The sequence below is a fragment of the Saccharopolyspora mangrovi genome, assembly GCF_035320975.1.
In the GTDB taxonomy this organism is placed as follows: domain Bacteria; phylum Actinomycetota; class Actinomycetes; order Mycobacteriales; family Pseudonocardiaceae; genus Saccharopolyspora; species Saccharopolyspora mangrovi.
In genome coordinates this window covers 212,659-236,900 of record NZ_JAWLNX010000004.1, presented here as the reverse complement: position 1 = coordinate 236,900, position 24,242 = coordinate 212,659, and the positions used below count along the sequence as shown (strand labels likewise).

Here is a 24,242-nt window from a genome sequence, read left to right as displayed (position 1 = left end):
TCGGACGGGTCACCGGAGTCGACTCGGGAGCAGGCATGAGCACATCGGCGCAGATCGGCGTCAGCGGGCTGGCGGTCATGGGCCGCAACCTGGCGCGCAACTTCGCACGCAACGGCTACGCGGTCGCGCTGCACAACCGCACCCCGTCGCGCACCCGCGAACTCGTCGAGGAGTTCGGGCAGGAAGGCACGTTCGTGCCGACCGAGTCCGCCGAGGAGTTCGTCGCCGCGCTGGAACGACCGCGGCGACTGGTGATCATGGTCAAGGCCGGTGACCCCACGGACGCGGTGATCCGCGAGTTCGCCCCGCTGCTGGAGAGCGGCGACATGATCGTCGACGGCGGCAACGCGCACTTCTCCGACACCCGCCGCCGTGAGCAGGAGCTGCGCGAGCAGGGCATCCACTTCGTCGGCACCGGCATCTCCGGCGGTGAGGAGGGAGCGCTTCGCGGGCCGAGCATCATGCCGGGCGGCTCGGCGGAGTCCTACGACTCGCTCGGCCCGATGCTGGAGAAGATCGCCGCCGATGCCGCCGACGGAGCGCCGTGCGTCACGCACGTCGGCGCGGACGGCGCAGGGCACTTCGTGAAGATGGTGCACAACGGCATCGAGTACGCCGACATGCAGCTCATCGGCGAGGCCTACCAGCTGCTGCGCGACGTCGGTGGCCGTTCTCCCGAGGAGATCGCCGGGATCTTCCGCGCCTGGAACACCGGGCGGCTGGACTCGTACCTGATCGAGATCACCGCCGAAGTCCTGTCCCACGTGGACGCTGCGACGGGACGGCCGTTCGTCGACGTGGTGGCCGACCAGGCCGAGCAGAAGGGCACCGGGCGCTGGACCGTGCAACTGGCGCTGGAACTGGGCGTTCCGGTGTCGGGCATCGCCGAGGCGGTGTTCGCCCGCTCGCTGTCGGGTCACACCGCGCTGCGCCGGGCGTCCCGCGACCTCGCCGGCCCGGTGCCGCAGGCGCTGGGCCCGACCGAGGCGGCGGCGTTCGCCGACAAGGTCGAGCAAGCGCTGTACGCGTCGAAGATCGTGTCCTACACGCAGGGGTTCCACGAGATCGCCGCGGGCAGCGCCGAGTACGGCTGGGACGTGGACCTCGGCGCGATCGCCGCGATCTGGCGCGGCGGTTGCATCATCCGCGCGGCGTTCCTGGACCGCATCCGCGCCGCCTACGACGCGCGGCCGGACCTGCCGAGCCTGCTCGCCGACGAGGAGTTCGCCGCGGAGATCGCCGAAGCCCAGGACGACTGGCGGGCGGTGCTCGTCGCCGCCACCGAACAGGGCGTTCCCGCACCGGGTTTCGCCGCTGCGCTCTCCTACTACGACGCGCTGCGCGCCGAACGCCTCCCCGCCTCGCTCACGCAGGGCCAGCGCGACTACTTCGGCGCCCACACCTACCACCGCACCGATCGCGAAGGCACCTACCACACGCTGTGGGGCGGCGACCGCACCGAAGTCCAGGCCTGAGCGCGAGAGCCGAGTTCAGCTGGAGGCGGGTCTCGCCGCCGGGACCGCCAGGGCGGAGGGGATGAGGAGGACCGCCACCAGCAGGAGGGCGTGAAGGGTGCCGACGTGGTCGGCGAGGTAGCCGAGGAGCGGCGGGCCCGCGAGGAAGGCCGTGTAGCCGATCGTGGAGACGACGCTGACGCGAGCCGCCGCTCGGGTGGGGTCGTCGGCGGCGGCGCTCATGCCGACCGGGAACCCGAGCGACGCTCCGAGCCCCCAGATCGCGGCGCCGAGGAACACCAGCGGCAGCCAGGTCCCGTGGACGACCAGCAGCACTCCGACAGCGGCGGTGGCCATCGTCGACCAGAGGACCTTGGTGCGGCCGAAGCGGTCGAGCAGGATCGTGCCGACCATGCGGCCGGCGGTCATCGCGCTGAGGAAGACGGCGAACCCGGCCGCGCCCAGCCACGGCGGGAGGTCGTAGCCGTCGACCAACGCCACGCCCAGCCAGTCGTTCGCGGTGCCCTCGGTGAGCGCCATCGCCAGGACCATGAGTCCCACCAGCAGGGTTCGGGGTTCGGCCCACGCGCGCAGGACGGCGCCGGAAGAGGACTTCTCCTCCTCGCCGTCGTGCGCGGGCAGCAGGGACGGGGCTGCGAGAGCCGGTCCCACGGCCACCAGGACCGCCGCCGCGATCAGGTGCACGACGACCGGCACGCCCAACCCCGCGCAGGCCGCGCCGACACCGGCGCCGATGACCGTGCCGAAGCTGAACCCGGCGTGGAAGCGCGGCATGATCGTGCGGCCGATCTCGCGCTCCACGGCGGCACCGTCGATGTTCATCGACACGTCCCACAAGCCCGTGCCCAGCCCGAACGCGAACAGGCCCGCCGCGGTGACCCACACGCTGCCGAACACCCCGGAACCGGTTCCGGACAGCGCCAAACCGGCTGCGGTGACCACGGCTCCACCGGTGATGACCGCCCGCGCCCCGAACCGGTGCACCGCCGTCCCGGACAGCGGCAGCGCCAGCAGCGAGCCCGCCGAGATCGCCAGCAGCATCCTGCCCAGCTCCCCCGGCGTCACCGACAGCGCGTCGCGCGCCTCCGGGATCCGCGACATCCAGCTGGCCATCGCAAAACCGTTGAGCGCGAACACGATCGCGACAGCGTTGCGCGCACGCAACACGCCGGAACGGGCGCGCGTTTCGACCGCCACAGAACCCCCAGCATCGATCCAGACCGCGCCCCAGTCTGCGGTCCGGAACTGGAGCGGTCAAACCAATTCCCGGGGCGCGGCCCGGTGTCAGCAGACGCCGCGCACGTGGCGGTCGAGGCCGACGGGGTCGTGGGCGGCGAAGATGTCGATCTCGTCGGAGCCGGCCGCGAGCTCGCGGAGCCTGCTCTGGTTGTGCAGGCGCGCCTGGTCGTCCACGGCCATCCTGCGCTGGAACGCGCGCAGCGCGGGCGGGCAGTGCGGAGGCTGGGCGAGCTCGCCGCTCGCGAAGAACGCGTCACCGGCGTGCAGCAGCCACCTCGCGCCGGTGTTGACCGCGACGCCGACGTGGCCGGTGGTGTGACCGCCGAGCGGCACCAGCAGGACGTCCTCGGGGAGCCCGTCGAGGTCGCGCACCGCTTCGAAGCCGAACCAGTCCTGCCCGGACGGGCTGTCGTAGGTGGCCCAGTCCGGACCGTGCGCCCACTGGCCCGTGCGGTAGCGCATGTCGGGAACCGTTGTGGCCGCCCGCAGTTCGGGCCCGTGGACGTGCACCTTGGCCTGCGGGAAGTCCCGCAGGCCGCCCGCGTGGTCGAGGTCGAGGTGGGTGAGCACGATGTGGCGCACGTCGGCCGGGTCGAACCCCAGCGCCCGCACCTGCGCGAGCGCGGTCATGGCCGGGTCCAGCTGCGGGCTCATCAGCATCCGGAACGCCTTCGGCAGCGAGGTCGTCGACGGGTCGGAGTCCGCGCTGCCGAATCCGCTGTCGACCAGCACCAGTCCGCGCCCGGTCTCGACGAGCAAGCAGTGGCAGACCATCCTGGCCCGGCGCAGCACCGACCCCTCACCGTCGATCAACCGACCGCCGAAGGGCCGCATCGGACCACAATCCAGGTGGTGAACCAGCATTCCACCACCCTAGCGATCATCCGCCGGCCATCGCGCCGATGATCATGTAGGGCTCCTTGCCGACCGCGACCTCCTCCGGGAGGGGATCGTCGAGGCCTTCGTTGGACAGGTCCTGCTCGCAGGCGAAGAACCTGATGAACGCGCGCCGCTTCTTGGTGTCGTGATCGCGCACCGTGCCGCGCAGCGCCGGGTAGCGGTCTTCCAGGGCGTCGAGCACGAGCCGCTGCGTCGGGACACCGGCGACCTCGACGACCACCTCGTGCTCGGGGATCTTGGCCAGGGTGCGCAGGTGCGCGGGAAGCAGGATCCGGATCATGGCAGCGTTTGCACCTCCACCGACAGGACCGAGGGCAGGTTGTTGACGATGGGGCGCCACGTGTCACCGGAATCGGGCGAGACGTAGACGTCGCCGCCGGTGGTGCCGAAGTAGATGCCGCAGTCGTCGAGGTCGTCCACGGCCATCGCGTCGCGCAGCACGTTGACGTAGCAGTTCTCCTGCGGCAAGCCCTTGCTCAGCGGTTCCCACTCGTTGCCGCCGACGCGGCTGCGGTAGACGCGCAGCTTGCCCTCCGGCGGGTAGTGCTGCTCGTCGCTGTGGATCGGCACCACGTAGACGGTGTCGGGCTCGTGGGCGTGCACGTCGATCGGGAAGCCGAAGTCGGTGGGGAGGTCCCCGCTGATCTCGTACCAGGACTCACCGGCGTCGTCGCTGCGCATCACGTCCCAGTGCTTCTGCATGAACAGCACGTCGGGCCGGTCGCGGTGCAGGGCCAGGCGGTGCACGCAGTGGCCGACGTCGGCGTCCGGGTCCGGGATCTGGCCCGAGTGCAGGCCGTGGTTGATGGGGCGCCAGGACTTGCCGCCGTCGTCGGTGCGGAAGGCGCCCGCCGCCGAGATCGCGATGTAGAAGCGGTCCGGGTTGTTGGGCGCCTGGATGATCGTGTGCAGGCACATGCCGCCCGCACCGGGCTGCCAGTTCGGCGCGGACTCGTGCTCGCGCAGGGCGGGCAGCTCGTGCCAGCTGCGGCCGGCGTCGGTGCTGCGGAAGAACGCGGCGTCCTCCACCCCGGCGTAGACGGTGTCCGGGTCGGTGGCCGAGGGTTCCAGGTGCCACACGCGGGTGAACTCCCACGGCCGGGGCGTCCCGTCGTACCAGAGGTGCGTGCCGGGGGTTCCGTCGTAGGAGAAGTGGTTGTCGACCGGCTGCCAGCTGCGCCCGCCGTCGTCGGAGCGCTGGATCTGCTGCCCGAACCAGCCCATCGACTGGGAGGCGAACAAGCGGTCGGGATCGACCTTCGAGGCTTTGAGGTGGTAGAGCTCCCAGCCGCCGAAGTGGGGCCCGTCCACCTCCCACGATTCGCGGGTGCCGTCGGCGGTGAGGATGAACGCTCCCTTGCGGGTGCCGACGAGGACTCGGACACGACTCATGAGTGGGCTCCCTGCGCTGGTCAAGACTGGTGTCGAGCTCAACGTAGGCCCGCTGCGACGGGTTGTCTTCTCCGATCTTGCGCAATCGGCGAGGCCAGCGGCGGCAGCGCGACCAGCACCGGAGCCGACCACGGCGGCACGATCTGCAGGGTGATCTCGCGGTCCTCGGGTGGCCGCGCGGGACTGATGCGCACCGGGGTGGGCGAGCCGCCGACGACGTTCCAGCCGGGCACGAGCTGCTGGTCGAGCTCGGCTCGCGCGGCGAAGGCCGTCGCCAGCAGCCAGTAGGTGCCCGGTGGGACGCCGGTGAGCTCGAAGCGATCCCGCTCGTCCAGCAGCGCGCCGACGACGGGCACGCCGCGCGGGGCGCGCCGCGGGAACAGGCCCACGTAGATCGCCGGTGCGCCACCGAGGGCGATGCGAGCGGCGGGGCTGAGGCGGACCGATCCGGTGACCGCGCCGCCGGTGGCGGCGGTGCCGGCCACCAGCACCGGGCGGGGCGGGGCGTCGCTGAGCAGGTCGGGCAGCCTGCGGAAGCTCACCGGCGACAGGCCGATGTCGGTGGTGAACCGGCGGGTGAAGGTGCCCACCGAGCTGAACCCGACCTCGCAGCAGATGTCGCTGACGCGTTCGTCGGTCTCCAGCAGCAGGCGCTTCGCGCGCTGGAACCGGTGCGCGGCCAGGAACCTCCCGGGCGGCTGGCCGTGCGCCCGCTCGAACGCGCGGGCGAGGTGGAACGGGCTGTAGCCGACGTGGTCGGCGACGTCGGCGAGCGTGATGGGTTCGCAGGCGCGGCTCGCGATGAAGCACGCCGCCTCGACGGCGACGTCCGGCATCTCCGCTTTCCCCCGTTCGGCCCATTCCCGGCGCATGGCGCGACGGTACCGCGCACAACCGACATTCCGGATCCGAACTCGGGACGGAACCAGGCTCGCGGCGGCGCGGTAGGGGAATCCTTCAGCCCCCGGCCGGGAAATCACCAATGGCGACCGGTCGAGGACCTCCCTAGCGTTGATCGGCACAGCGCGGACGCCGAGTTCCGCCTCCTCCACCGACAGGACTCGCCATGCCTGTGCTCAGCGAGAACAGCGCCTCGCGCACCGGGGTAGGCCGGATCGGCCTGGCCAGCGGGGTGGGCTCCACCCTGGAGTTCTACGACTTCGCCATCTACGGCACCGCCGCGGCCCTGGTGTTCGGGCAGATCTTCTTCATCAGCAGCGACGAGTGGTTCGGCGCGTTCCTGGGATTGGCGACCTTCGCCGTCGGATTCCTGTTCACCCCGCTCGGGGCGTTGCTGTTCGGCTGGATCGGCGACCGGTGGGGGCGGCGGTTCTCGCTGCTGCTGACGTTCGTGGTGATGGGCTCGTCGACGCTGCTGATGGGCGTGCTGCCGTCGTACCTGGCGATCGGGATCACCGCGCCGCTGCTGCTGATCGTGCTGCGCACGTTCCACGGTCTGGCGCGCGGCGGGGAGATCGGCGGCGCGGCGGTGCTGGCCGTGGAGCACGCACCGGACCACCGCCGGGGGCTGTACGGCTCGTTCGCCGCGCTGGGCTCGCCGATCGGGCAGCTGCTGGCGAACCTGGCGTTCTCGCTGGTCCTGCTGCTGCCGATGCAGGCCGTGATCGACTGGGGCTGGCGGTTGCCGTTCCTGGTCGGTGGCGTCGTGCTGGTGCTGGGCGTGTGGGCGCGTCGCGGCATCGACGAAACCCCGGAGTTCGTCGCGCTCCCGCGGAGCCGGAAGGTCCCGTTCCTGGCGGTGTTCCGGCGGGACTGGAAGCGGCTGCTGCTGGCGGCGGGCGTGAACCTGGGCCTGAACGCCAACATGTTCATCCTCGCGACGTTCATGCTCTCCTACGCCACGGCCGCCGCACCGCAGGGCCTGGCGCTGCCGCGGCAGCCGATCGTGCTGGGCAGCGTGATCGGGCTGCTGTGCCACGCGGTCACGATCGTGCTGGCCTGCTGGCTGTCCGACCGGCTCGGGCGCAAACCGGTGATGATCTCCGGAGCCGCGAGCGCCCTGGTGTACGCGCTGGTGATGTTCCGGATCAGCGACGTCGGAACACCGCTGGCGGTGGGCCTGGCGGTGATCATCGGGTTCACCCTCGGCGGGTTCCTGTTCGGTCCGCTGCTGACCTACTTCTCGGAGCTGTTCACCGCCGAGCAGCGGCAGTCCGGGGTCGGTCTGGCGTTCCAGATCGGCAGCGTGCTCGGCGGCGGACTGGCACCGATGATCGCCAACCGGCTGATCGCGATCACCGGCAGCTCGGCCTCGGTCGGCTGGTACATCGCCGCCGGCCTGCTGGTGTCGCTGCTGTGCCTGCTCGCCCTGCCCGAAACCGCGCCCGCACGCACGGGAGGAGCCGCATGACCGAGCCGACGATCGCCGCGCTGACCAGGCGGATCGAGGTGCTGGAGGCCGAAGCGGAGATCCGCCGGATCCAGGCGCGCTACATGTTCCTGTGCGACACCCCGTGCCCGGAGTTCGGGGTGCGCGACGACGCCGAGCGCATCGACCTGATCATGGAGCTCTACACCCCGGACGCGGTCTGGGAGGGCGTGGGCGAGCACTACGACGGGCAGTTCGGCCGCGCCGAGGGGCACGCGGAGATCCGAGCGCACTTCGAGCGGTTCTGGAGCCCGGACCGGCAACCGGCGCTGCTGCTCAACGCCCACTACCTGACCTCCGAGCAGATCCGCGTGGACGGCGACGAGGCGACCGGGCTGTGGATCCACGTGCAGCCGTGGCTGTTCGCCGACGGCAGCGGCGTGCTGCGGTCCAGCAGGCTCAACAACGCCTTCCGGCGGGAACCCGAGGGCTGGCGGATCACCCGCACCCGCACCGAGAACGTGTTCGTCGCTCCCCTGCCGGACCGGTTCGCCTCCGACCACCCGTCGCGGTCGGTGCTGCTGCGCCCCGCCACGGGTTCTTAACGAGAACGGAGCTATCCGGCGCCGTTCCGCGCGCCTAGTCTTGGGCTTTCCCCTGGTTCGCCTGGAGGAACGATGACGACGACGCTTTCCGCTCCGGTGGTGCACATCGTCGACGACGACGAGGCGCACCGGCAGTCGCTGGTCTTCCTGCTGCAGACGGTCGGCGTTCAAGCCCTCACCTACCCGGACGCCACCGGGTTCCTCGACGAGTTCGACCCGGCCGAGCCCGGTGTGGTCATCGTCGACGTCCGGATGCCCGGCCTGAGCGGGTTCCAGCTGCAGGAGGAGCTGTCCGAGCGCGAGTACCCGGCGCCGGTGATCTTCTGCTCGGCGCACGGCGACATCCCGATGTCGGTGCGCGCGATGCGGCTGGGCGCGGTGGACTTCCTGGAGAAGCCCTACGAGCCGCAGCGCATGCTCGAGGTGGTGCAGGACCAGTTGCGCGAGGCCGAGCAGTGCTTCACCGCCCACGCCGAGCGGCTGCGGGTGCGCGAGCGGGTCGCGTCGCTGACCCCGCGCGAGCGGGAGGTGCTGCGGCTGGTCGTGGACGGGCTGTCCAGCCAGCTCATCGCGCGCGACCTGGGGACGAGCGTGAAAACCGTTGACGTGCACCGCGCCCGGATCAAGGCCAAGACGGAATCCGAGAGCCTGGGGACTCTCGTCCGGGACATCCTCCAGCACTCCGTCGAGGTCTAGCCGATTGCCCGAGCTGCGGCGAGCAGGGCGATTTCGCCGTTGCGGGAGCCGATGAGCTGGATTCCCAGCGGCATTCCGGTGTCGTCGCGCCGGCCGGGGACGGTGGCCGCGGGCAGGCCGAGCGCCTGCCAGGGACGGCTCATGATCGGGTCGCCGGTCGCGTCGAGTCCGCGCGGTGCGGGACCCGGGGCTGCCGGTCCGATGATGGCGTCGCACGCGAGCTGCTCCAGGCGCCGGTGCGCCTCGGTGACGACCTGCCGGGCCGCGCGGTGGTCGGCCTCGGAGGTGGCGGCACCGGTGCGCAGCAGGGTCGCGAGGTGGTCGCTGATCCGGTCGGCCGCGGCGAGCTCCTCGGCGCGCTCGCGCGCCGCCTCCCAGGCCATGACCACCGGGTGGGCTTCGGCGAGTTCGGCGATGAGCCCCTCGTCCGGGAAGGTGCTGATCACCGCGCCCCGGTCGGCGAGGCACCCGCAGGTCGCCTCCAGCGCCGCGCCCATCGCATTGCTCGCGCCCAGGGCGGACGCGTTCCAGCGCAGCAGCCGGGGTGCGCGGTTCGGAGCCGCTTCCGGGGTGCCGGACAGCGCCGACCAGGCCAGGGCGAGGTCGGCGGCCGTGGCGGTGCAGAAGCCGTGCGAGTCCAGGCTCGGCGCCAGGCCGACCACGCCGTCGGTCGGGTACCGGCCGTGGCTGAGCACCAGGGACGCGACGCCGCAGTAGGAGGCGGGCCGGGTGACCGAGCCGGCGGTCTGCGAACCGAGCGCCAGCGGCACCTGCCCGGACGCCACGGCTGCCGCCGAACCGCTGGAGGACCCGCCCGGGGTGCGTTCGGGATCGGCCGGGTTGCGGGTGGGCCCGGGCGAGAAGAACGCGAACTCCGTGGTCACGGTCTTGCCGATCGGAACGGCACCGGCTCGCCGCCACGCCCGCACGATCGCGGCGTCGTCGCTCGCCGGGCGCGCGTGGGCGCGCAGCTGCGAACCGCAGCGGGTCGGTGCGCCCGCGACGTCGATGATGTCCTTGACCCCGAGCGGCACCCCGCCCAGAGGGCCCGCAGCGGCGGCGGGTTCGGGCAGGTGCTCGACCCACGCCCGCAGGACCGGATCGGTGTCGGCGATCCTGCTGCGACTGCGCTCCAGCGCCTCGGCCGGGGTGGTGCGGCCGGCGGTCAGGTCGTTGACCAGCTCGCGCAACGACCACGGGTGCCACAGGTTCACGGCTGCTCCCACGCGGCGTCGGCGACCCAGTAGTCCATGCCGGTGGCGCTGACGCCGCGCCGCCACGGGGAGGTGCGGCGCAGCAGCGGTTCCACCTCGGCGGTGGCGGCGTCGGCGGCGTCCGGGCCGTCCTCGTCGACCAGCCAGTGCACCCACTCGACCTCGCGGCCCCCGGCGTCGTGCACGAACAGGTCCACGTGCCGCCAGCCGTAGCCGTGGGTGTCGTTGTAGCAGGTCAGCGTCATGTTCCGGTCATCCACGATTCGCTCCCGCAAGGCTGTGGAACTCCCGCTGGAAGTACACCAGAGCACCGCTTCCCGAACGCGTGATCACCCGCTCGACCTCGACGAACATCACCGAGTGCGAGCCCTGCGCGCGCACCTGGCCCAGGTGCCCGATGATCGAGGCGGCCGCGTCGCGCAGCACCGGCACCTCCGCGAAGTCGCAGACCTCGCCGGTGAACCGCTCGCGCATCGGCAGCCCGGTCGCTCCCGCGAAGCGCAGCGCCAGCTCCTGCTGGCCGGAGCCCAGGACGTTGACGCACACCCGCTCGTTGCCGACCAGCACGTCGTGGGCGCTGCTGGCGCGGTGCACGCACACCAGCATCGTCGGCGGCTCGTCGGTGACCGAGCAGGCGGCGCTGACCGTGATGCCGGCGCGACCGCGCGGCCCGTCCGTGGTGACGATGTTGACCCCGGCCGAGAGGTTCGCCATCGCCGCGCGGAACTCCCGCTGTGCGGGCGTCAGGTCTGCCACGGTCCCTCCTCCCGGCCGACTCCACCACCGAAACTACGGTTGCTCGAACCCGGTCGGTATCGAGATTTCCCCGCCGCGACCTGAAGTTTTCCCCTACTCCGGCGGCAGCGAGAAGCCGAAGACCGAGCCACCGCCGTCTCGGGGCCGGCACCAGATGGCACCGTGCTGGCGGTTGATGATGCGGTAGCTCAGGGCAAGGCCGATGCCGCTGCCGTGCTCCTTGCTGGTGAAGGACTCGGCGAACGGGTCCTCGCGCACGCCCCGGCCCCGGTCGGCGACGGTGACCGCGCCGCCCTCGGGCCGGGTTTCGGTGACGATCTCGATCCGCCGCTGCTCGGAGTCGGCCTCGGCCATCTCGTCGATGGCGTTGAAGCACAGGTTGAGCACGACCTGGCCGGTCAGCACGCGTTCGCAGCGCACCGGGACCGGCTGCTCGCTCAACCGCACCTCGACCTCCACGCCGGCCGCCGCGGCGCGCAGCCGCACGAAGTAGAGGCACTCGTCGATGATCGCGTTGAGGTCGGCCACCTGCTCGACGTGCTCGAGGTGGCCGACGAACGACCGCAGCGCGCTGACGATCGCTGAGACCCGGTCGATCTGGCGGTTCGCGCTGTCCAGCCCGTACGCCAGCTGCCCGGTGGTGCCCGCCGGGACCTGCCCGGAGGACTCCAGCGCCTGAGCGCGGGCGTGGACCCCGGCGATGAAGTTGGCTGCGGCGGCCAGCGGCTGGCCGAGCTCGTGGGCGATGGCCATCGCCATGTCGCCCATCGCGTTGTAGCGGGCCAGGTAGTTCTCGTGGCGCAACTCCAGCTCGCGCCGCTCCTCGCCGCGCACCCGGGTGGAGACGTCGTGCAGGATCATCAGGTACGCGTCGACGTCGCGCAGCCGCTCCAGGCCGCCTTCCAACGTCACCGGCTCGGTGCCCGGGACCTCCAGCCGCACCGGTGCCACCGGGTCGGCCGCGGCGGAGGCGTCCGCCCAGGTGATGGCGCTGCCGTCGCGGCGCAGCCGGGCGTAGGACTCCAGCAGTCGCCCGACCGGTGGTTCCGTGTCACCCGACAGGCCGAGATGCGCGAGGGCGGTGTCGGTGGCGAACCGGATCGCGCCCGCCGAGTCGAGCATGAACGCGACCGTGGAGGTGTGCCGCGCCAGCGCGTCGACGTAGGAGGTGGTCTGGCGCAGCTCGCGCTCGACCCGCTGCTCCCGCTCCACGTCCCGGAACTGCACCATCACCGCAGGTCCCTGGGCCAGTTCGACGCGCACCGCGATCGCGTCGGTGGGGATGACCCGGCCCGACCTGGACCGGTAGTGCCACTCGATGCGGCTCATGCCCTTCTCGACCGCGTCCTGCAGCCACGCGCGGCCGATGACCCGGTCGTACTGCTGCGCGGAGCTGCTCATGTGGTTGGCCTTGAGCGGCCGCAGCTCGGCGACGTTCCACTCCAGCAGCGCGCACGCCGCCGGGTTGGCCCACAGGATGTTCTTGGTGGCCGCGTCGTGGATCAGCACGCACAGGTGGGAGGCGTGCATCATCGCGACGAAGTCGGAATCCACCAGTTCGGGCGCCTGCGGGTCGACCACCATTGGGCCAGGCTAGATCCCGGTGGCCGGTGCGCGGATAGGTCGTTCCGCCACCGCGGCTGAAGGATTCCCCTACCGGGTGCCTGGGCAATCCCGATGTCGCACCGCGTTGCCGCTGCTTAGCGTCGAACCGCAACCGGACACGAGGAGCGTGCCATGCCCCAGGAATTCACCGGCGACGCGTCGTGGGAGGCCGCGCTGGCCGAGCTCGCCGAGCGCCGCGAGGAGTTCCACGCGCAGTCCTACGTCACTCCCGACTTCGTCGGCAGGCTCAAGGAGCTGGGCCTGTTCCGCGCCTCGACCCCGGCGAGGTTCGGCGGCGAGCCGATGCCGCCACCGGAGTTCCTGCGCCGGGTCGAGCGGATCTCGGCCGTGGACGGGTCGACCGGCTGGGTGGCGGGTTTCGGCTCGGCCGGGACCTACCTGGCGTGCCTGCCGGTCGAGACCCAGGCCGAGCTGTACGCGGCCGGCCCCGACGTGGTCTACGGCGGCGCGATGTTCCCGGTCAACCCGGTCACCCCGACCGAGAGCGGCTACCGGATCAAGGGCCGGTGGCGGTTCGCCAGCGGCTGCATGGCCGCCGACGTGCTCAGCGTCGGCATCCCCGGTGACGCCGACGGCGACAACCGGCCGCGCGCGGCGATGCTGCGGCCCGAGCAGGTCGAGATCGTGCCGGACTGGGACGTCACGGGCATGCGGGCATCGGGTTCGTTCGACGTCGTGGTCGACGACGTGGAGGTGCCGCGCGAGTGGACGTTCATCCGGGGCGGCGGGGCGTGCGTGGACGAACCGCTCTACCACTACCCCGTCATCGGCTACCAGGCGCAGGTGCACGCCGCCGTGGGCCTGGGCGTGGCGCGGGCGGCGCTGGACTTCGCCTCTCGGGCGGGTTCTCGCACCGGGGTCACCGGGGCACCGCCGCTGGCCGACCGGGCCTACTACCGCACCGGGTACGCGCAGGTCGTGGCCTCGATGCGGTCGGCGCGGGCGTTCTACTACGAGGTCGCCGAGGAGGTCTGGGAGTCGGTCGCCGCCGGCCACGAGGTCACCGATGAGCAGAACGCGTTGATCCGGCTCTCGGCCACCCACCTGGCGGCCACCGCCGCCCAGGTGGTGCACGAGGTGTGCGGGTTCTCCGGCACCTCGACCATCGACAACTCACACCCGCTGCAGCGGATGCGCCAGGACTCGCAGGTGCCCGCGCTGCACGCGTTCCTGATGCCCTCGATGTACGACGCCGCCGGAGCCGTGCTGCTGGGGCGGCCTCCGACGGTTCCGGGTTTCCGCTGATCTCACCACAGGAGCTGCCATGACCACCGCCCCGCTGCGCGTGCTGTTCTGCATCGGCATCAACCAGAACTTCTTCGACCTGCCCCGCGACGGGGTCAGCGCCGGTGAGGTGTGGACCGCCTTCGTCGAGATGATGGACGGCATCAAGGCGCTGCCCGGCGTGGACTTCATCGGTGACATCGACGACGACAGCCACCTGGTCGGGCCCTCCGACTCGTGGCCGTGGACCTGCTACCTGCTGGCCGACGTCGACACCCAGGAGACCGTCAAAGCCGCCTGCAACCTCTTCCGGACCGTCCAGGTGGGACAGTCCGACTGGAAGTTGTGGAAGTACGCCAAGATCGAGGCCCGGATCGGCCGGGCTCTCACGCCGCGCGAGTACTGAGGTGACCCGATGACCGCCGAGATCACCGCGAACAACGTCCACGACCTCGCGCCCGCCGACCTCGTCGCGCCGGACCGGGTCGCCGGGCGGATCTACACCGACCCGGAGATCTTCGAGCTGGAGATGGCCCGGATCTTCGAGCGCACCTGGGTGTGGGTCGCCCACGACAGCGAACTGCCCGGGCCGGGCACCTTCAAGTCCACCCACGTCGGCAGGCAACCGGTCATCGTCACCCGGGACCGGCAGGGCGTCCTGCGCACGATGCTCAACCGCTGCCGCCACCGCGGCGCCAGCGTGTGCGAGCGGAAGACGGGTCGTGCCAACGGTTTCACCTGCCCCTACCACGCCTGGTCCTACGGCCTGGACGGCTCGCTGCGCGGCCTGCCCTACCCGGACGGCTACGCCGGGGTGATGGACCGCAGCGGCATGGGGCTCAAGCAGCTGCGCACCGAGTCCTACGGCGGCATGGTCTTCGCGACGTTCGCCGAGGACGCCGAGCCGCTGGCCGAGTTCCTGGGCGACGCGCGGACCTGGATCGACCGGTTCATGAAGCAGGGCGGCGGGTATCCCGTGAAAGTGCTGGGCACGCACCGGTTCCGGTTCAGCGGGAACTGGAAGATCCAGCTGGAGAACACCACCGACGGCTACCACTTCCCGATCGTGCACCGGTCCTGGATGGCTTCCGTGGACGCCGAGACGGCCGACATGATGAGCTTCATGACCGATCCCGAGGCCATCACGCACGACCTCGGCAACGGGCACTCGGTGATGCAGATGGTGCCCGAGCACTCCGACCTCGACGCCGACGACGGTTCGGAGAAGCTCCAGGACCGCTTCAACGACCTGATCTCCCAGCTGGAGTCGGCCGGGGTCGACCAGGCCGAGATCCGGCGGCTGGTGCGCGCGATGCACGGGACCGGGTTCAACCTCAACCTGTTCCCGAACGTGTCGATGTCGATCTCGTTCTTCCGGGTGCTGCGCCCGATCAGCGTGGGCGAGACCGAGATCGAGCACATCGCGATCGGCCCGGACGGGCCGCCGGAGATCACCGGTCCGGTCAACCGCGAGCGGCTGCGCGCGCACGAGCACTTCCAGGGCCCGTTCGGCTTCGGCACGCCCGACGACGCCGAGGGCTGGGACCGCGTGCAGCGCGGCACCGCCGCGGCCCCGGAGATGCCGATCATGGTCAACCGCGGCTTGGGGCGCGAGAAGCCGTCCCTGCAGGGCTGGCCGACCTCCCACGTCACCGACGAGACCGGCATGCGCGCCGCCTACGAGAAGTGGAAGCGGATGATGTGCGATGACTGACCTGCAGACCCCGGCGGCGCTCGGCGACGTGCGCGTGTCGCGCGCGATCGAGCTGGTGTGGCGGGAGGCCGACCTGCTCGACCGCAAGGACTACGCCACCTGGCAAGGCCTCTACGCCGACGACGGCGTCTACGTCATCCCGATCGACCACGATGCCGAGCAGTTCGACGACGTCCTCAACATGGTCTACGACGACCGGCGGATGCGTCGGCTGCGGGTGAACCGGATGACCGAGGGCTACGCGATCGCCGCCGTCGACTCGGCGACCACGGTCCGCACCGTCTCCCGCTTCGTGCCCACCGCGGTCACCGACACCGAGGTGTCGGTGCGCGCCGCGCAGGTGCTGGTCGCCTACAAGCGCGGCAAGCACGACCTGTGGGCGGCCGACGTCGACTACACGGTCCGGCTAGGAGCCGAGGACACCATCGCCCGCAAGGTGATCCGCCTGGTCAACAGCGAGGACGCGGTGCCGGCGGCGGGATTCCTGCTGTGACCGCCGTCGTCACCGGGGGCGCGGGCGGGCTGGGCGCGGCCATCGCCAGGCGGCTGCACGCCGACGGGCACGCCGTGGCGATCGCCGACGTCGACGGCACCGGTGCTCGCGAGCTGGCCACCGCGCTGGACCCCGGTGGTGGGACCGCACGCGGCTACACCGCCGACGTCGCCGACCGCGAGGCGCTGGCCGGACTCCTGGACGCTGTGCTCGCCGACTTCGGGCCGGTGCGGGTGCTGGTCAACAACGCGGCCCGCACGCAGGCGAAGCCGCTGTTCGAGATCACCCCGGAGGAGCTCGACGCGGTCATGGCCGTCAACTTCACCGGCACCTTCCACGCCTGCCAGGTCTTCGGCACCCACATGGCCGAGCAGGGCTACGGCCGGATCGTGAACGTGGCGTCCCTGGCCGGGCAGAACGGCGGCACGGCCACGGGCGGCCACTACGCGTCGTCGAAGGGCGCGGTCATGTCGGCCACGAAGGTCTTCGCCCGCGAGCTCGCCGCCCGGGGCGTCACGGTCAACGCCGTCTCCCCGGGCCCGCAGGACTCCCCGATGGTCCGCGACATCGTCGGCGAGCAGAACCTGGGGGCGTTCCAGCGCACCATCCCGGTGGGCCGCCTCGGCGACCCGGCGTTCGTCGCCGACGTGGTCGCCCTGCTCGCCTCCCCGGGAGCCCACTCGGTCACCGGCGCCTGCTGGGACATCAACGGAGGCCTGCACATGCGCTGACCGACGGACCGCGCGAACCCGCACGCCCGTTGTGGAACTGCGCGGGCCACGGCACCAGACCGCGCACCGCGGCCTTGTCCCGAACCGCCGGCATCGCTTAGCGTGCCCCCGACCTGCGAACCGGAGCGAAGGTGGGCGCAGCATGGCTGACGTGGAGCGGGACATGCGAGCGGAGGTCACCATAGACGCGCCGCCGGAACGCGTCTGGGAGCTGCTGACGCGAACCCGCACGCACGCGGACGCCAGCCCCGAGTTGGTGGCAATGCTCCCGCTCAAGCCCGGTGGGTTCCGCGAGGGGCAGTGGTACCTGGGCGTGAACCGGCGCAAGGTCGTGATCTGGCCGACCCGCAACGTAGTGACGGTCTTCGAACCGCAGCGGCGGCTGGCCTGGGACACCACGACCAGCGGTGCCCGCTGGACCTTCGAGCTGGCACCGACCGACTCGGGAAGCCGGCTGGTCGAGCACCGGGTCCTCACCCGGAAGCTGCCGAAGATCAGCACCGCGTTCGCCGCCCTCGCGCTCGGCGGCGAATCCGAGCACGCCGACGAGCTCGAAGCCGGAATGCTGGAAACGCTGCGCCGCATCAAGGCGGCGGCCGAGTCCTAGGCGCTGCTCATGAGTGCGGTGCAGCCGCTGTTGCGAGTCGCCCCGCCACTGGTGCTGAGCGGTTTCGCTGCGAGGACGCTGAATTTCCACCAACGGTCCTAGGTGGACGCACCGACGTAGACGGTGTTGGCGGACGTGCCCCCGGTGTAGTGGTTGTCGAAGCTGACCACGTGGGCGCTGACGTCGTCGAAGACCTCACCGAGGGTTCGGGTGAACCCGTCCTCCGGCGGGTCGTCGGACCACAGCGCGAAGACCCCGCCCGGGTGCAGGTGCGCGGCCATCTTCCGCAGGCCGTCGGGCGTGTAGAAGTCGGCGTGCCCGCTGTCGAGCACGTTCTGCGGCGAGTGGTCGATGTCGAGCAGGATCGCGTGGAACCGGCGCCCCTCGTCGAAGCCCGCGTCCGATCCGGCGAGCGCGAAGAAATCCCCGTGCAGGAACCTGTTTCGCGGATCGCCGGTGAGCTCGGGGGCCAGCGGGAGCAGGCCGCGCTCGTGCCAGTCGATGACCTCGCCGAGCCCTTCCACCACCAGCAGCGACCGCACCCGCGGGTCCTGCAGCGCCGCCCGCGCGGTGCAGCCCAGGCCCAGACCGCCCACCACGACGTCGAGGTCCGATCCCGGCAGGGCGGCCAGGCCGAGCCTGGCCAGTTCGACCTCGGCGACGGTGAACAGGCTCGACATCAGGTACTCGTCGTCGAGCTTGACCTCGAACACGTCCACGTCGAGCACCGGATCCCGGCGCCGCCGCAGGCTGATCGCCCCGATCGGCGTCTCCCGCCAGTCGAGCTCCTCGAACCGCACACCCACAGCGCCACCTCTCCCGAAAACCCCGACCCTACCCGCCACCAGCCAGAACTCCGCGGAAGCCTCAGGAGGTCGCGGACTCCAGGCGGGCGAGCACGCGCCGGGCCGGCGGATCGGTGAACTCCCGCAGCAACGTGATGGCCTCGCGCCAGCGGGCGCGGGCTTCGGTGGGAGCACCCGCAGCGCTGAGGGCTTCGCCGAAGTGGTCGAGGACGAGCGCGGTGCGCCAGCGGTCCCCGAGGTCCCGGAAGGTCGCCAGCGCGACCTTGTAGAAGCTCACCGCTTCCTCCGGGCGCTCCAGCCTCCGGTAGACCTCGCCGGTCTCGTCCAGGGCTTCGGCTTCCCGCGCGCGGTCGGCGAGCCGTCGCTGCTTCGACGCGGCCCGCTGGTAGGACTCCAGCGCCTCGGGGAGCCGGCCGAGCTGGACCTGCACCCGACCCAGCTCGAGCAGCCAGAACGCCTCCCACGCGTGGTTCTCGTACCGGTGGGCGATCGCCAAGGCGGCTTCGACGTGCTCGCGCGCCTGCTCCGGCCGGCCGGACCCGCGATGCGCGCAGCTGAGCCCTCGCAGCGCATCGCCTTCACCGCCGTGGTTGCCGAGTCGCCGGTAGATCTCCAGGGCCTGCCGGAGCAGCGCGCTCGCCTCGTCGAACTGCTCCAGTCCTAGGTGGACGTTGGCGATGTTGTTGGTCGAGATCGCGATCCAGTTCTCGTCGTCGAGCTCGCGCGCGATCTCGCGGGCCCGCTCGAACCCGGTTGCGGCCTCGGCGAGGTTCCGGCCCCGGAAGTGGGCCATCGCGATCGCGTTCGTGGAGCTCAGCTCCCCGCGGCGGTCCCCCAGCTCGCGCCGGATCTCCAGCGCGGCGGACTGGTACCGGATGCCCTCGGCGGGATGGCCGGACTGCGTGTGGGCCTTGCCGAGGCCCTCCAGCATCCCCGCCTCGGCGTGGCGGTCCTGGAGCTGGCGCGCGGCGCCGAGCCCGATCGTGCTGGTCTCGAACCAGTCGTCGAACTCGTTCCGGACCGCGAACACGGCACGGAGCAGTTCCGGAAGAATCCAGGCGAGGTCGTGCATCGCGGCCTCGTCGGCCACCCTCGTCGCGTCGACCAGATTCCTGCGTTCGCGCTCGAACCAGTCCACCGCCTCCGCGTGGGTGTCGAACTCCGGAACGTCCGGCGGGGCATAGACCGGTTCGGGACGCCGGAAGGACGGCACGACCGAGGCGACGACCTGGTCCGCGGCCCGCGAGTACCAGGTGAGGATCCGGCGCAGCGCGGCCTCGGCCGTCTCGGCGGTCTCCTCGGCGCGCGCCTGGTCGGTGGCGTAGGCGCGCAGCAGGTCGTGGAAGCGGTACCGGTCGGGTTGCGGCTGTTCCAGCAGGTGCGCGCCGACCAGGTCGTCCAGCAGCCTGCGCGTCCGGCTCAGCGGCCGGTCGGCCAGCGCGGCCGCCGCGGCCGAGCTGAAGTCCCGCCCGGGATGCAGCCCCAGCAACCGGAAGAGCCTGCTCGCCTCGGGCGAGAGCGCGCGGTAGGACCAGGCGAACACCGTGCGCACGGCGTCCGATTCGTCGTCGTCCCCTGCCGTGAGCGCGTCCCACAGGGCCGACTCGTCGCGCAGTTCGGCGATGAGGTCGCGCAGCGGCATGGTCGGGCGGCTGACCGCGCGCTCGGCGGCGATGCGCAGGGCCAGCGGCAGCCGCGCGCACAGCTGCGCCAGCTCCACGAGTTCGTCGGCGTCGTCCTGCAGCCGGTGCCCGTCGGCGAGTACCCGAAGCAAGTCCACGGCCTCATCTTGGGGCAGAACGTCCAGGGCCACACGATAGGCCCCGTCCCGGGCCACCAGACCAGACAGCCTGCTGCGGCTCGTGACCAGCACCAAGCAGGACCCGGCGCCGGGCAGCAGCGGCCTGACCTGGCTGACCGTCGCCGCGTTGTCCAGCACGATCAGCATCCGGCGATCGGCCAGCAGCGACCGGTGCAGCGCCGCTCTGGACTCCACGTCGGGCGGGATCGCCTCGGGCGCGACGCCCAGCGTCCGCAGGAACCGGTCCAGCACCGCCGCCGGGGTGACCGGCGGGCCCGGGTCGTACCCGTGCAGGTTGACGTAGAGCTGCCCGTCGGGGAACCGGTGGGCCATCCGGTGCGCCCAGTGCACGGCCAGCGAGGTCTTGCCGACGCCTGCGGTGCCCACCAGCACGCAGGGGGCGCCGGACTCGTCGTCGACGATGACGTCGAGGCGGCGCAGTTCTTCCCGCCGGTTGACGAAACCGCGCGCGTCGGCGGGAAGTTGCCGGGGAACGCTGCCGTCGACCGGTCCCCAGCCGTGGAAGTGGATGCCGCCGCTGACGTTCCCGGCCTGCACCACTTCGCCGGCCGCACCGGAGAGCTCGTTCCGCGACGTGTCCCGGTCCTGCTCGCGCATCACGTCCGTTCCCGTCCTGCGGTGCTCAGCCGGTCACATCGCTCCCGGCGGTCTCAGGCCGGCCACTTCGCGGTCGTAGAAGTCGGCGAGCCGCTCGCCCTGCTCGTACATGGACCGGATGAACCGAATCGCCTTCTTCGCCTGCGAACGACCTACCGATCTGGTCGCGCCCACCGCGATTCCGTCCTCGTCGTAGAGGACCTCGTAGACGGTGTCCGGTCCGATCACGAACAGCTCCGGCAGCGGTCCGCCCTCCTCCAGCGCCGCCAGCCGGTCCGCGTCGAGCACCCTGATCCAGTCGCCGAACTCCGCGCGCAGGCGCAGCGAGTTCAGCTCCCAGATCAGGTAGGGGCTCAGCGGTTCCTCGATCACGCGGAGCCGGTGCACCTCGAACCCGTGCTCGGCGATCTTGCGGTAGTAGTCGCGCATCTCCGGGCGCCGGTCCTCGATGAGCTGCAGCGCGCGCTCCCAGTCACCCTCGGCGAATGCGCTCCAGCTGGCGCTTTCGGGTTGCCGGAAGGTCTGCCTGCGTTCGAGCTTCCAGCCACCGGTGTTGCCGGGGCTCCAGAACCTCTCGTTGAAATCCCGGACGTACTCGTCGAGCGTGAGCCGCTCACCCGAGATCTCCGCGATCATCTCACTCATCGGGGATATCCACCTTCGCAGACCTCATCATGCTTCCGGGAATGACGACCAGGCGTTCGTCCTCGCCCACGTCGACGCCCGGCGGTAATCGTCCTTCGTACGCGCTCGTCAAATCCCGGCCGATCACCGCGACATCACCGTTGTCGAGCTCCCAGATGTCCGGGCAGGTCGGATCGTTGTCGGTTTCACCGAGTTCCAAAGCCGATTTGCCGAGACGTCTGCTGAACGATGCCGCTGGGTCGGCCTCCCACAAGCGAGGCATTCCGGACCCCCTCCGTAACCACCCGCTCCGGCGAGAATGGTGCAACGAGAATTCCATGCTATCGGCCCGCGAAGCGCAGCGGATCGACTCCGCCGACGCCGTACCCCAACGTTGGTGCGCGTTCGGCACGCGCAGTACCGCGGCTGATTCATCCGGGGCATCCCGCTGCTCTGCTCCACAGCGCTCCGCTACGACCATTCGGCATTCCGGGTTGATCTCACTCGTTCGGGCTAAAGAGCATGACACTGCAGTTTGAACCCTCGAAATCAGCGGGAAATCGGGTTTCGCAAAGCTATCGCGACCACCCACCAGGGCGATCGCCTTTCGGTGAAACCGGGAATTCTTGAGCACCGCTCGGCGGAACCGGTATCGATTTTCCGCCTGGAACTCCCATGCGGAGCAGGCCCGATCCTGGACCGCGCGATGTCCGGTATTCCCGGAACCCGCAACGTTCGAAAGGACGCTCCGAATTCTCCGCAACGATCACCGGTCTCCTCGCGGCCCGGGCGCGGCGGCGCGGGTGGCGTTCGGCGCGTGGATGCTGGTCGGACTGCTGGTGCGCTTCGATTGCGGGCGGCGACGCTCTAGTCTGTCGGATTGATGCTCACCGTCGCACTGGACCAGGGTCCGTTCGAACGCCACACCCCGCAGGAGGCGCTGGCGCGCCTCGACGAGATCGCGCGCCGCGCGGCAGCCGGGGGCGCCCGGCTGCTGGTGTGCCCGGAGATGTCGGTGCCGGGCTACAACATCGGCGCCGACATCCAGCGGCTGGCCGAGCCCGCCGACGGACCGGTCGGTCAGCGCGTGCGCGGCATCGCCGCCGAGCGCGGGATCGCGATCGTCTACGGCCACCCCGAGCGGGACGGCGAGGACGTCTACAACACGGCGTTCCTGGTCTCCCCCGCGGGCGACCTGCTGGCGGCCTACCGCAAGACGCACCTCTACGGCGCGATGGAGCAGGCGCACTTCCGGCCGGGTTCGCTCCCGGTCGTGCAGGCGACCTTCGACGACGTCCGGATCGGCCTGCTGATCTGCTACGACATCGAGTTCCCGGAACCGGCCCGCGCCCACGCGCTGGCCGGAACCGAGTTCCTGGTGGTGCCAACCGCGCTGCTGCCGCCGGAGGACGCCGTCGCCGAAACCCTGGTCCCGGCACGCGCTTACGAGAACCAGATCCACGTCGCCTACGTCGACCGCTGCGGCCGCGAGGACGAGCTGAGCTACCTCGGCAAGACGTGCCTGATCGCCCCGGACGGCACCGAGCTCGCCCGCGCGGGTAGCGGCGAGGAACTCCTCTTCGCCGCGGTCGACCCGTCGGCGACCACCGCCGCCAGGCAGGTCAACACCCAGCTCGCCGAACGCCGCCCCGACCTCTACCGGGACCTCGCCGAACAGCCCTGACGGGCTCGGTTCGGGGTGATCGTCAGGGTTGATCCCGATGTCCGCCGATGGCTCGCGGTCCAGTGTTGAGTGACGCGGATCGCTTCGGTCCGCGAAATCGGTTGCCATCGAAGGAGATTCTTTGACCGACACACCGGACAGCGACGTCGCCCCGCCGCGAGGCGGGCGTGCCGTCGTCCAGGTGACGCCCAATCCCGTGACCGAACCGAACCAGGAGGTGACCATCACCGGGCACTGCGGCGGCGGCACCGGGCTGCAGGCCGTCTACGCGGGTCTCACCGAGAACCAGGTGCTCGAAGACGTCACGATCATCGACGCCGGACCCGACCGGTTCGAGGCGAAGGCCAAGCTGCGCCACGGCATCGGCCACGGCGCGGGCCCGGTCGTCGTCGACTGCGGCGGCGAGCTCGGCTCGACCATCCTGGTCACCCGGGTCAAGCACCGCTGAAGCGGCGGGTGGGGCCGAAACCCGGCCCCACCCCCTCCAGCCGGCCTTGCGTGATCATCCGCCACCCCGCGCCGCCGCGGCACGTACCGTCGGGGTGAGGACGAACCCGACGAGAAGGGACGGCGCGTTGCGCAAGGTCAAGGACCTCACCGGGCCGGGAATCACCGACCACCTGGGCATCGGCGGCACCGACCTGGGGGTCACCGCGATCGCACCGGACGGCAGGCTGGTGGCGGTGTTCGGCGACACCTTCGACCGCGCCGGGGTCGGCGGCCCCGGGTGGCGCTCACCAGTGGTGGTCTTCGGCGACGCCGCCAGCGCGCGCAGCGGCATCCGGTGGACGGGTTCGCTGGGCCCGCGCAGCGACTACGCCGACCAGGCGCTGCCGTACCAGCACGATTCGGTCATCGACGGGCGCCCGGTCAGCACCGTGCTGCCCACCGACCTGATCACCCTCGGCGGCGAGATGTTCCTGCACGTCATGGTGTGCCAGGGGCTCGGCAACGTGCACTGGACCGAGATCCACCGCTCCACCGACAACGGCGAGACCTGGCAGCACACCGGCGCCACCTGGTCGGGAGACGCGCACGGCGGGCTGTTCCAGATGCTGACCTGGGAGCTCGGCGACGACGGCTTCGTCTACGCCTTCTCCACCGGTTTCCAGCGCGACAAGGGCCTGATCCTGCAGCGGGTGCCCGCTGATCGGATCACCGACCCGAACGCGTGGCAGGGCTGGGGCTTCCGCGACGGCCAGTGGGCGTGGCACAACCCGCCGACGATCGCGCTCACCGGCGCCTATGGCGAGCTGTGCCTGCGCCGGGTCGAGAATCGCTGGCTGCTGGCGCTTTTCAACGCGGGTGACTACCGGATGGACGTGCTCAACCTGGACGGGCCGACCGCGAACCTCTACGAGGCGGTCCGGGGCACGGTGCTGCACGGCTGCGCGTGGGGCTGCGAGGACCACGGCGCGGGTCACGTCGCGCAGCTCTACGGCGGCTACATCGTCCCCGGCTCCACGCTCGACGACCTGCACCTCGTGGTCAGCCAGTGGAACACCGAGCGGAACTGGCCGTACCGGGCCATGCAGTTCGCGGGCACCGCGCCGCGCCCGGGTGACCGACCACTCGCCCCGCCTCCGCCGCCGGGAGAGGGCGCCAGCCTGCTCAAGGGCGCCGCGAAGCTCGCGCGGCGCTTCCTGGGCTGAGTGAGTTGGAGCACCACGCCCCGGAGGTTACCGGCGAGTAATATAGCCTCTCGGGT

The 24,242-nt window shown here is 71.2% G+C and carries 26 protein-coding genes; 13 read left to right on the top strand and 13 right to left on the bottom strand.

The annotated features are described in order from the left end of the window. Positions 1-35 precede the first annotated feature (35 nt). Positions 36-1,475, top strand: a complete 1,440-nt coding sequence (gene gndA / locus R4I43_RS07835) for an NADP-dependent phosphogluconate dehydrogenase (RefSeq protein WP_324264866.1) — start codon at positions 36-38, stop codon at positions 1,473-1,475. 15 nt (positions 1,476-1,490) lie between these two features. Here gndA and R4I43_RS07830 read toward each other — a convergent pair whose 3' ends face one another. The 5 genes from R4I43_RS07830 to R4I43_RS07810 form a co-directional block, all read right to left on the bottom strand. Then, positions 1,491-2,672 carry an MFS transporter gene (locus R4I43_RS07830; RefSeq protein ID WP_324264865.1) on the bottom strand — a complete coding sequence of 394 codons (1,182 nt, stop codon included), beginning with the start codon at positions 2,670-2,672 and terminating at the stop codon, positions 1,491-1,493. An 87-nt stretch (positions 2,673-2,759) separates the two neighbouring features. Further along, complete coding sequence (locus tag R4I43_RS07825; protein ID WP_324264864.1) at positions 2,760-3,578, bottom strand: MBL fold metallo-hydrolase; 819 nt, start codon at positions 3,576-3,578, stop codon at positions 2,760-2,762. A gap of 16 nt (positions 3,579-3,594) precedes the next feature. Next, positions 3,595-3,894, bottom strand: coding sequence for a MoaD/ThiS family protein (locus R4I43_RS07820; RefSeq protein WP_324264863.1), 300 nt, complete (start codon positions 3,892-3,894; stop codon positions 3,595-3,597). Beyond that, the gene (locus R4I43_RS07815; protein ID WP_324264862.1) at positions 3,891-5,006 is read right to left on the bottom strand and encodes a WD40/YVTN/BNR-like repeat-containing protein; all 1,116 of its coding nucleotides are present in this window, start codon (positions 5,004-5,006) and stop codon (positions 3,891-3,893) included. The genes R4I43_RS07820 and R4I43_RS07815 overlap by 4 nt, the downstream gene beginning before the upstream one ends. A gap of 38 nt (positions 5,007-5,044) precedes the next feature. Then, positions 5,045-5,878: a helix-turn-helix transcriptional regulator gene (locus R4I43_RS07810; protein ID WP_324264861.1), complete on the bottom strand. Its 834-nt coding sequence runs from the start codon at positions 5,876-5,878 to the stop codon at positions 5,045-5,047. A gap of 194 nt (positions 5,879-6,072) precedes the next feature. On the opposite strand from R4I43_RS07810, the gene R4I43_RS07805 reads away from it, so the two are divergent. The 3 genes from R4I43_RS07805 (at position 6,073) to R4I43_RS07795 (ending at position 8,636) form a co-directional block, all read left to right on the top strand. After that, positions 6,073-7,377 (top strand): MFS transporter, encoded by a 1,305-nt coding sequence (locus R4I43_RS07805; RefSeq protein ID WP_324264860.1) that lies wholly within the window; start codon positions 6,073-6,075, stop codon positions 7,375-7,377. After that, positions 7,374-7,940, top strand: a complete 567-nt coding sequence (locus R4I43_RS07800; protein WP_324264859.1) for a nuclear transport factor 2 family protein — start codon at positions 7,374-7,376, stop codon at positions 7,938-7,940. Before R4I43_RS07805 ends, R4I43_RS07800 begins: the two co-directional genes overlap by 4 nt. Positions 7,941-8,012: 72 nt before the next feature. Further along, positions 8,013-8,636: a response regulator transcription factor gene (locus tag R4I43_RS07795; protein WP_324264858.1), complete on the top strand. Its 624-nt coding sequence runs from the start codon at positions 8,013-8,015 to the stop codon at positions 8,634-8,636. On the opposite strand, the gene R4I43_RS07790 is transcribed toward R4I43_RS07795, so the two are convergent. The 4 genes from R4I43_RS07790 to R4I43_RS07775 form a co-directional block, all read right to left on the bottom strand. Beyond that, positions 8,633-9,850, bottom strand: a complete 1,218-nt coding sequence (locus tag R4I43_RS07790; protein ID WP_324264857.1) for an amidase — start codon at positions 9,848-9,850, stop codon at positions 8,633-8,635. The two genes, R4I43_RS07795 and R4I43_RS07790, sit on opposite strands and share 4 nt — an antisense overlap. Then, positions 9,847-10,110 carry a hypothetical protein gene (locus R4I43_RS07785; protein WP_324264856.1) on the bottom strand — a complete coding sequence of 88 codons (264 nt, stop codon included), beginning with the start codon at positions 10,108-10,110 and terminating at the stop codon, positions 9,847-9,849. Before R4I43_RS07785 ends, R4I43_RS07790 begins: the two co-directional genes overlap by 4 nt. Next, positions 10,103-10,606, bottom strand: a complete 504-nt coding sequence (locus R4I43_RS07780; protein WP_324264855.1) for a flavin reductase — start codon at positions 10,604-10,606, stop codon at positions 10,103-10,105. The genes R4I43_RS07785 and R4I43_RS07780 overlap by 8 nt, the downstream gene beginning before the upstream one ends. Before the next feature lie 93 nt (positions 10,607-10,699). Then, entirely contained in the window at positions 10,700-12,190 is a 1,491-nt protein-coding gene (locus R4I43_RS07775; protein WP_324264854.1) for a PAS domain-containing sensor histidine kinase, read from the bottom strand. 153 nt (positions 12,191-12,343) lie between these two features. On the opposite strand from R4I43_RS07775, the gene R4I43_RS07770 reads away from it, so the two are divergent. From R4I43_RS07770 to R4I43_RS07745, 6 genes are all read left to right on the top strand, one after another. Beyond that, positions 12,344-13,477: an acyl-CoA dehydrogenase family protein gene (locus R4I43_RS07770; protein WP_324264853.1), complete on the top strand. Its 1,134-nt coding sequence runs from the start codon at positions 12,344-12,346 to the stop codon at positions 13,475-13,477. A gap of 19 nt (positions 13,478-13,496) precedes the next feature. After that, positions 13,497-13,862, top strand: coding sequence for a hypothetical protein (locus R4I43_RS07765; RefSeq protein ID WP_324264852.1), 366 nt, complete (start codon positions 13,497-13,499; stop codon positions 13,860-13,862). Between the two features lie 9 nt (positions 13,863-13,871). Beyond that, on the top strand, positions 13,872-15,170 hold the full coding sequence (locus tag R4I43_RS07760; protein WP_324264851.1) for an aromatic ring-hydroxylating oxygenase subunit alpha: 1,299 nt from the start codon (positions 13,872-13,874) through the stop codon (positions 15,168-15,170). Further along, on the top strand, positions 15,163-15,663 hold the full coding sequence (locus tag R4I43_RS07755; protein WP_324264850.1) for an aromatic-ring-hydroxylating dioxygenase subunit beta: 501 nt from the start codon (positions 15,163-15,165) through the stop codon (positions 15,661-15,663). Before R4I43_RS07760 ends, R4I43_RS07755 begins: the two co-directional genes overlap by 8 nt. Continuing rightward, positions 15,660-16,394 (top strand): SDR family NAD(P)-dependent oxidoreductase, encoded by a 735-nt coding sequence (locus R4I43_RS07750; protein ID WP_456115120.1) that lies wholly within the window; start codon positions 15,660-15,662, stop codon positions 16,392-16,394. Before R4I43_RS07755 ends, R4I43_RS07750 begins: the two co-directional genes overlap by 4 nt. A gap of 142 nt (positions 16,395-16,536) precedes the next feature. Beyond that, on the top strand, positions 16,537-17,001 hold the full coding sequence (locus tag R4I43_RS07745; RefSeq protein ID WP_324264849.1) for an SRPBCC family protein: 465 nt from the start codon (positions 16,537-16,539) through the stop codon (positions 16,999-17,001). Between the two features lie 98 nt (positions 17,002-17,099). On the opposite strand, the gene R4I43_RS07740 is transcribed toward R4I43_RS07745, so the two are convergent. The 4 genes from R4I43_RS07740 to R4I43_RS07725 all read right to left on the bottom strand — a co-directional run bounded on the left by R4I43_RS07740 (position 17,100) and on the right by R4I43_RS07725 (position 21,133). After that, positions 17,100-17,807, bottom strand: coding sequence for a polyamine aminopropyltransferase (locus tag R4I43_RS07740; RefSeq protein ID WP_324264848.1), 708 nt, complete (start codon positions 17,805-17,807; stop codon positions 17,100-17,102). A 61-nt stretch (positions 17,808-17,868) separates the two neighbouring features. Beyond that, positions 17,869-20,226, bottom strand: coding sequence for an ATP-binding protein (locus R4I43_RS07735; RefSeq protein WP_324264847.1), 2,358 nt, complete (start codon positions 20,224-20,226; stop codon positions 17,869-17,871). A 33-nt stretch (positions 20,227-20,259) separates the two neighbouring features. Further along, positions 20,260-20,871 (bottom strand): DUF6879 family protein, encoded by a 612-nt coding sequence (locus R4I43_RS07730; RefSeq protein ID WP_324264846.1) that lies wholly within the window; start codon positions 20,869-20,871, stop codon positions 20,260-20,262. Next, entirely contained in the window at positions 20,864-21,133 is a 270-nt protein-coding gene (locus R4I43_RS07725) for a hypothetical protein (RefSeq protein WP_324264845.1), read from the bottom strand. The genes R4I43_RS07730 and R4I43_RS07725 overlap by 8 nt, the downstream gene beginning before the upstream one ends. A gap of 600 nt (positions 21,134-21,733) precedes the next feature. Here R4I43_RS07725 and R4I43_RS07720 point away from each other — a divergent pair. The 3 genes from R4I43_RS07720 to R4I43_RS07710 all read left to right on the top strand — a co-directional run bounded on the left by R4I43_RS07720 (position 21,734) and on the right by R4I43_RS07710 (position 24,186). Then, on the top strand, positions 21,734-22,534 hold the full coding sequence (locus tag R4I43_RS07720; RefSeq protein WP_324264844.1) for a carbon-nitrogen hydrolase family protein: 801 nt from the start codon (positions 21,734-21,736) through the stop codon (positions 22,532-22,534). Positions 22,535-22,655: 121 nt separating this feature from the next. After that, positions 22,656-22,982, top strand: a complete 327-nt coding sequence (locus tag R4I43_RS07715) for a hypothetical protein (RefSeq protein ID WP_324264843.1) — start codon at positions 22,656-22,658, stop codon at positions 22,980-22,982. A 127-nt stretch (positions 22,983-23,109) separates the two neighbouring features. Next, the gene (locus R4I43_RS07710; RefSeq protein WP_324264842.1) at positions 23,110-24,186 is read left to right on the top strand and encodes a DUF4185 domain-containing protein; all 1,077 of its coding nucleotides are present in this window, start codon (positions 23,110-23,112) and stop codon (positions 24,184-24,186) included. The last annotated feature ends 56 nt before the right edge of the window (positions 24,187-24,242 follow it).

What these genes read in the sequence shown, in the direction of transcription:
- gndA (WP_324264866.1), top strand. Translation starts at nt 36, where the DNA reads ATGAGCACATCGGCGCAGATCGGCGTCAGCGGGCTGGCGGTCATGGGC.
- R4I43_RS07825 (WP_324264864.1), bottom strand. Translation starts at nt 3,578, where the DNA reads ATGCTGGTTCACCACCTGGATTGTGGTCCGATGCGGCCCTTCGGCGGT.
- R4I43_RS07820 (WP_324264863.1), bottom strand. Translation starts at nt 3,894, where the DNA reads ATGATCCGGATCCTGCTTCCCGCGCACCTGCGCACCCTGGCCAAGATC.
- R4I43_RS07815 (WP_324264862.1), bottom strand. Translation starts at nt 5,006, where the DNA reads ATGAGTCGTGTCCGAGTCCTCGTCGGCACCCGCAAGGGAGCGTTCATC.
- R4I43_RS07810 (WP_324264861.1), bottom strand. Translation starts at nt 5,878, where the DNA reads ATGCGCCGGGAATGGGCCGAACGGGGGAAAGCGGAGATGCCGGACGTC.
- R4I43_RS07805 (WP_324264860.1), top strand. Translation starts at nt 6,073, where the DNA reads ATGCCTGTGCTCAGCGAGAACAGCGCCTCGCGCACCGGGGTAGGCCGG.
- R4I43_RS07800 (WP_324264859.1), top strand. Translation starts at nt 7,374, where the DNA reads ATGACCGAGCCGACGATCGCCGCGCTGACCAGGCGGATCGAGGTGCTG.
- R4I43_RS07795 (WP_324264858.1), top strand. Translation starts at nt 8,013, where the DNA reads ATGACGACGACGCTTTCCGCTCCGGTGGTGCACATCGTCGACGACGAC.
- R4I43_RS07775 (WP_324264854.1), bottom strand. Translation starts at nt 12,190, where the DNA reads ATGGTGGTCGACCCGCAGGCGCCCGAACTGGTGGATTCCGACTTCGTC.
- R4I43_RS07770 (WP_324264853.1), top strand. Translation starts at nt 12,344, where the DNA reads ATGCCCCAGGAATTCACCGGCGACGCGTCGTGGGAGGCCGCGCTGGCC.
- R4I43_RS07765 (WP_324264852.1), top strand. Translation starts at nt 13,497, where the DNA reads ATGACCACCGCCCCGCTGCGCGTGCTGTTCTGCATCGGCATCAACCAG.
- R4I43_RS07760 (WP_324264851.1), top strand. Translation starts at nt 13,872, where the DNA reads ATGACCGCCGAGATCACCGCGAACAACGTCCACGACCTCGCGCCCGCC.
- R4I43_RS07755 (WP_324264850.1), top strand. Translation starts at nt 15,163, where the DNA reads ATGACTGACCTGCAGACCCCGGCGGCGCTCGGCGACGTGCGCGTGTCG.
- R4I43_RS07745 (WP_324264849.1), top strand. Translation starts at nt 16,537, where the DNA reads ATGGCTGACGTGGAGCGGGACATGCGAGCGGAGGTCACCATAGACGCG.
- R4I43_RS07735 (WP_324264847.1), bottom strand. Translation starts at nt 20,226, where the DNA reads ATGCGCGAGCAGGACCGGGACACGTCGCGGAACGAGCTCTCCGGTGCG.
- R4I43_RS07730 (WP_324264846.1), bottom strand. Translation starts at nt 20,871, where the DNA reads ATGAGTGAGATGATCGCGGAGATCTCGGGTGAGCGGCTCACGCTCGAC.
- R4I43_RS07725 (WP_324264845.1), bottom strand. Translation starts at nt 21,133, where the DNA reads ATGCCTCGCTTGTGGGAGGCCGACCCAGCGGCATCGTTCAGCAGACGT.
- R4I43_RS07720 (WP_324264844.1), top strand. Translation starts at nt 21,734, where the DNA reads ATGCTCACCGTCGCACTGGACCAGGGTCCGTTCGAACGCCACACCCCG.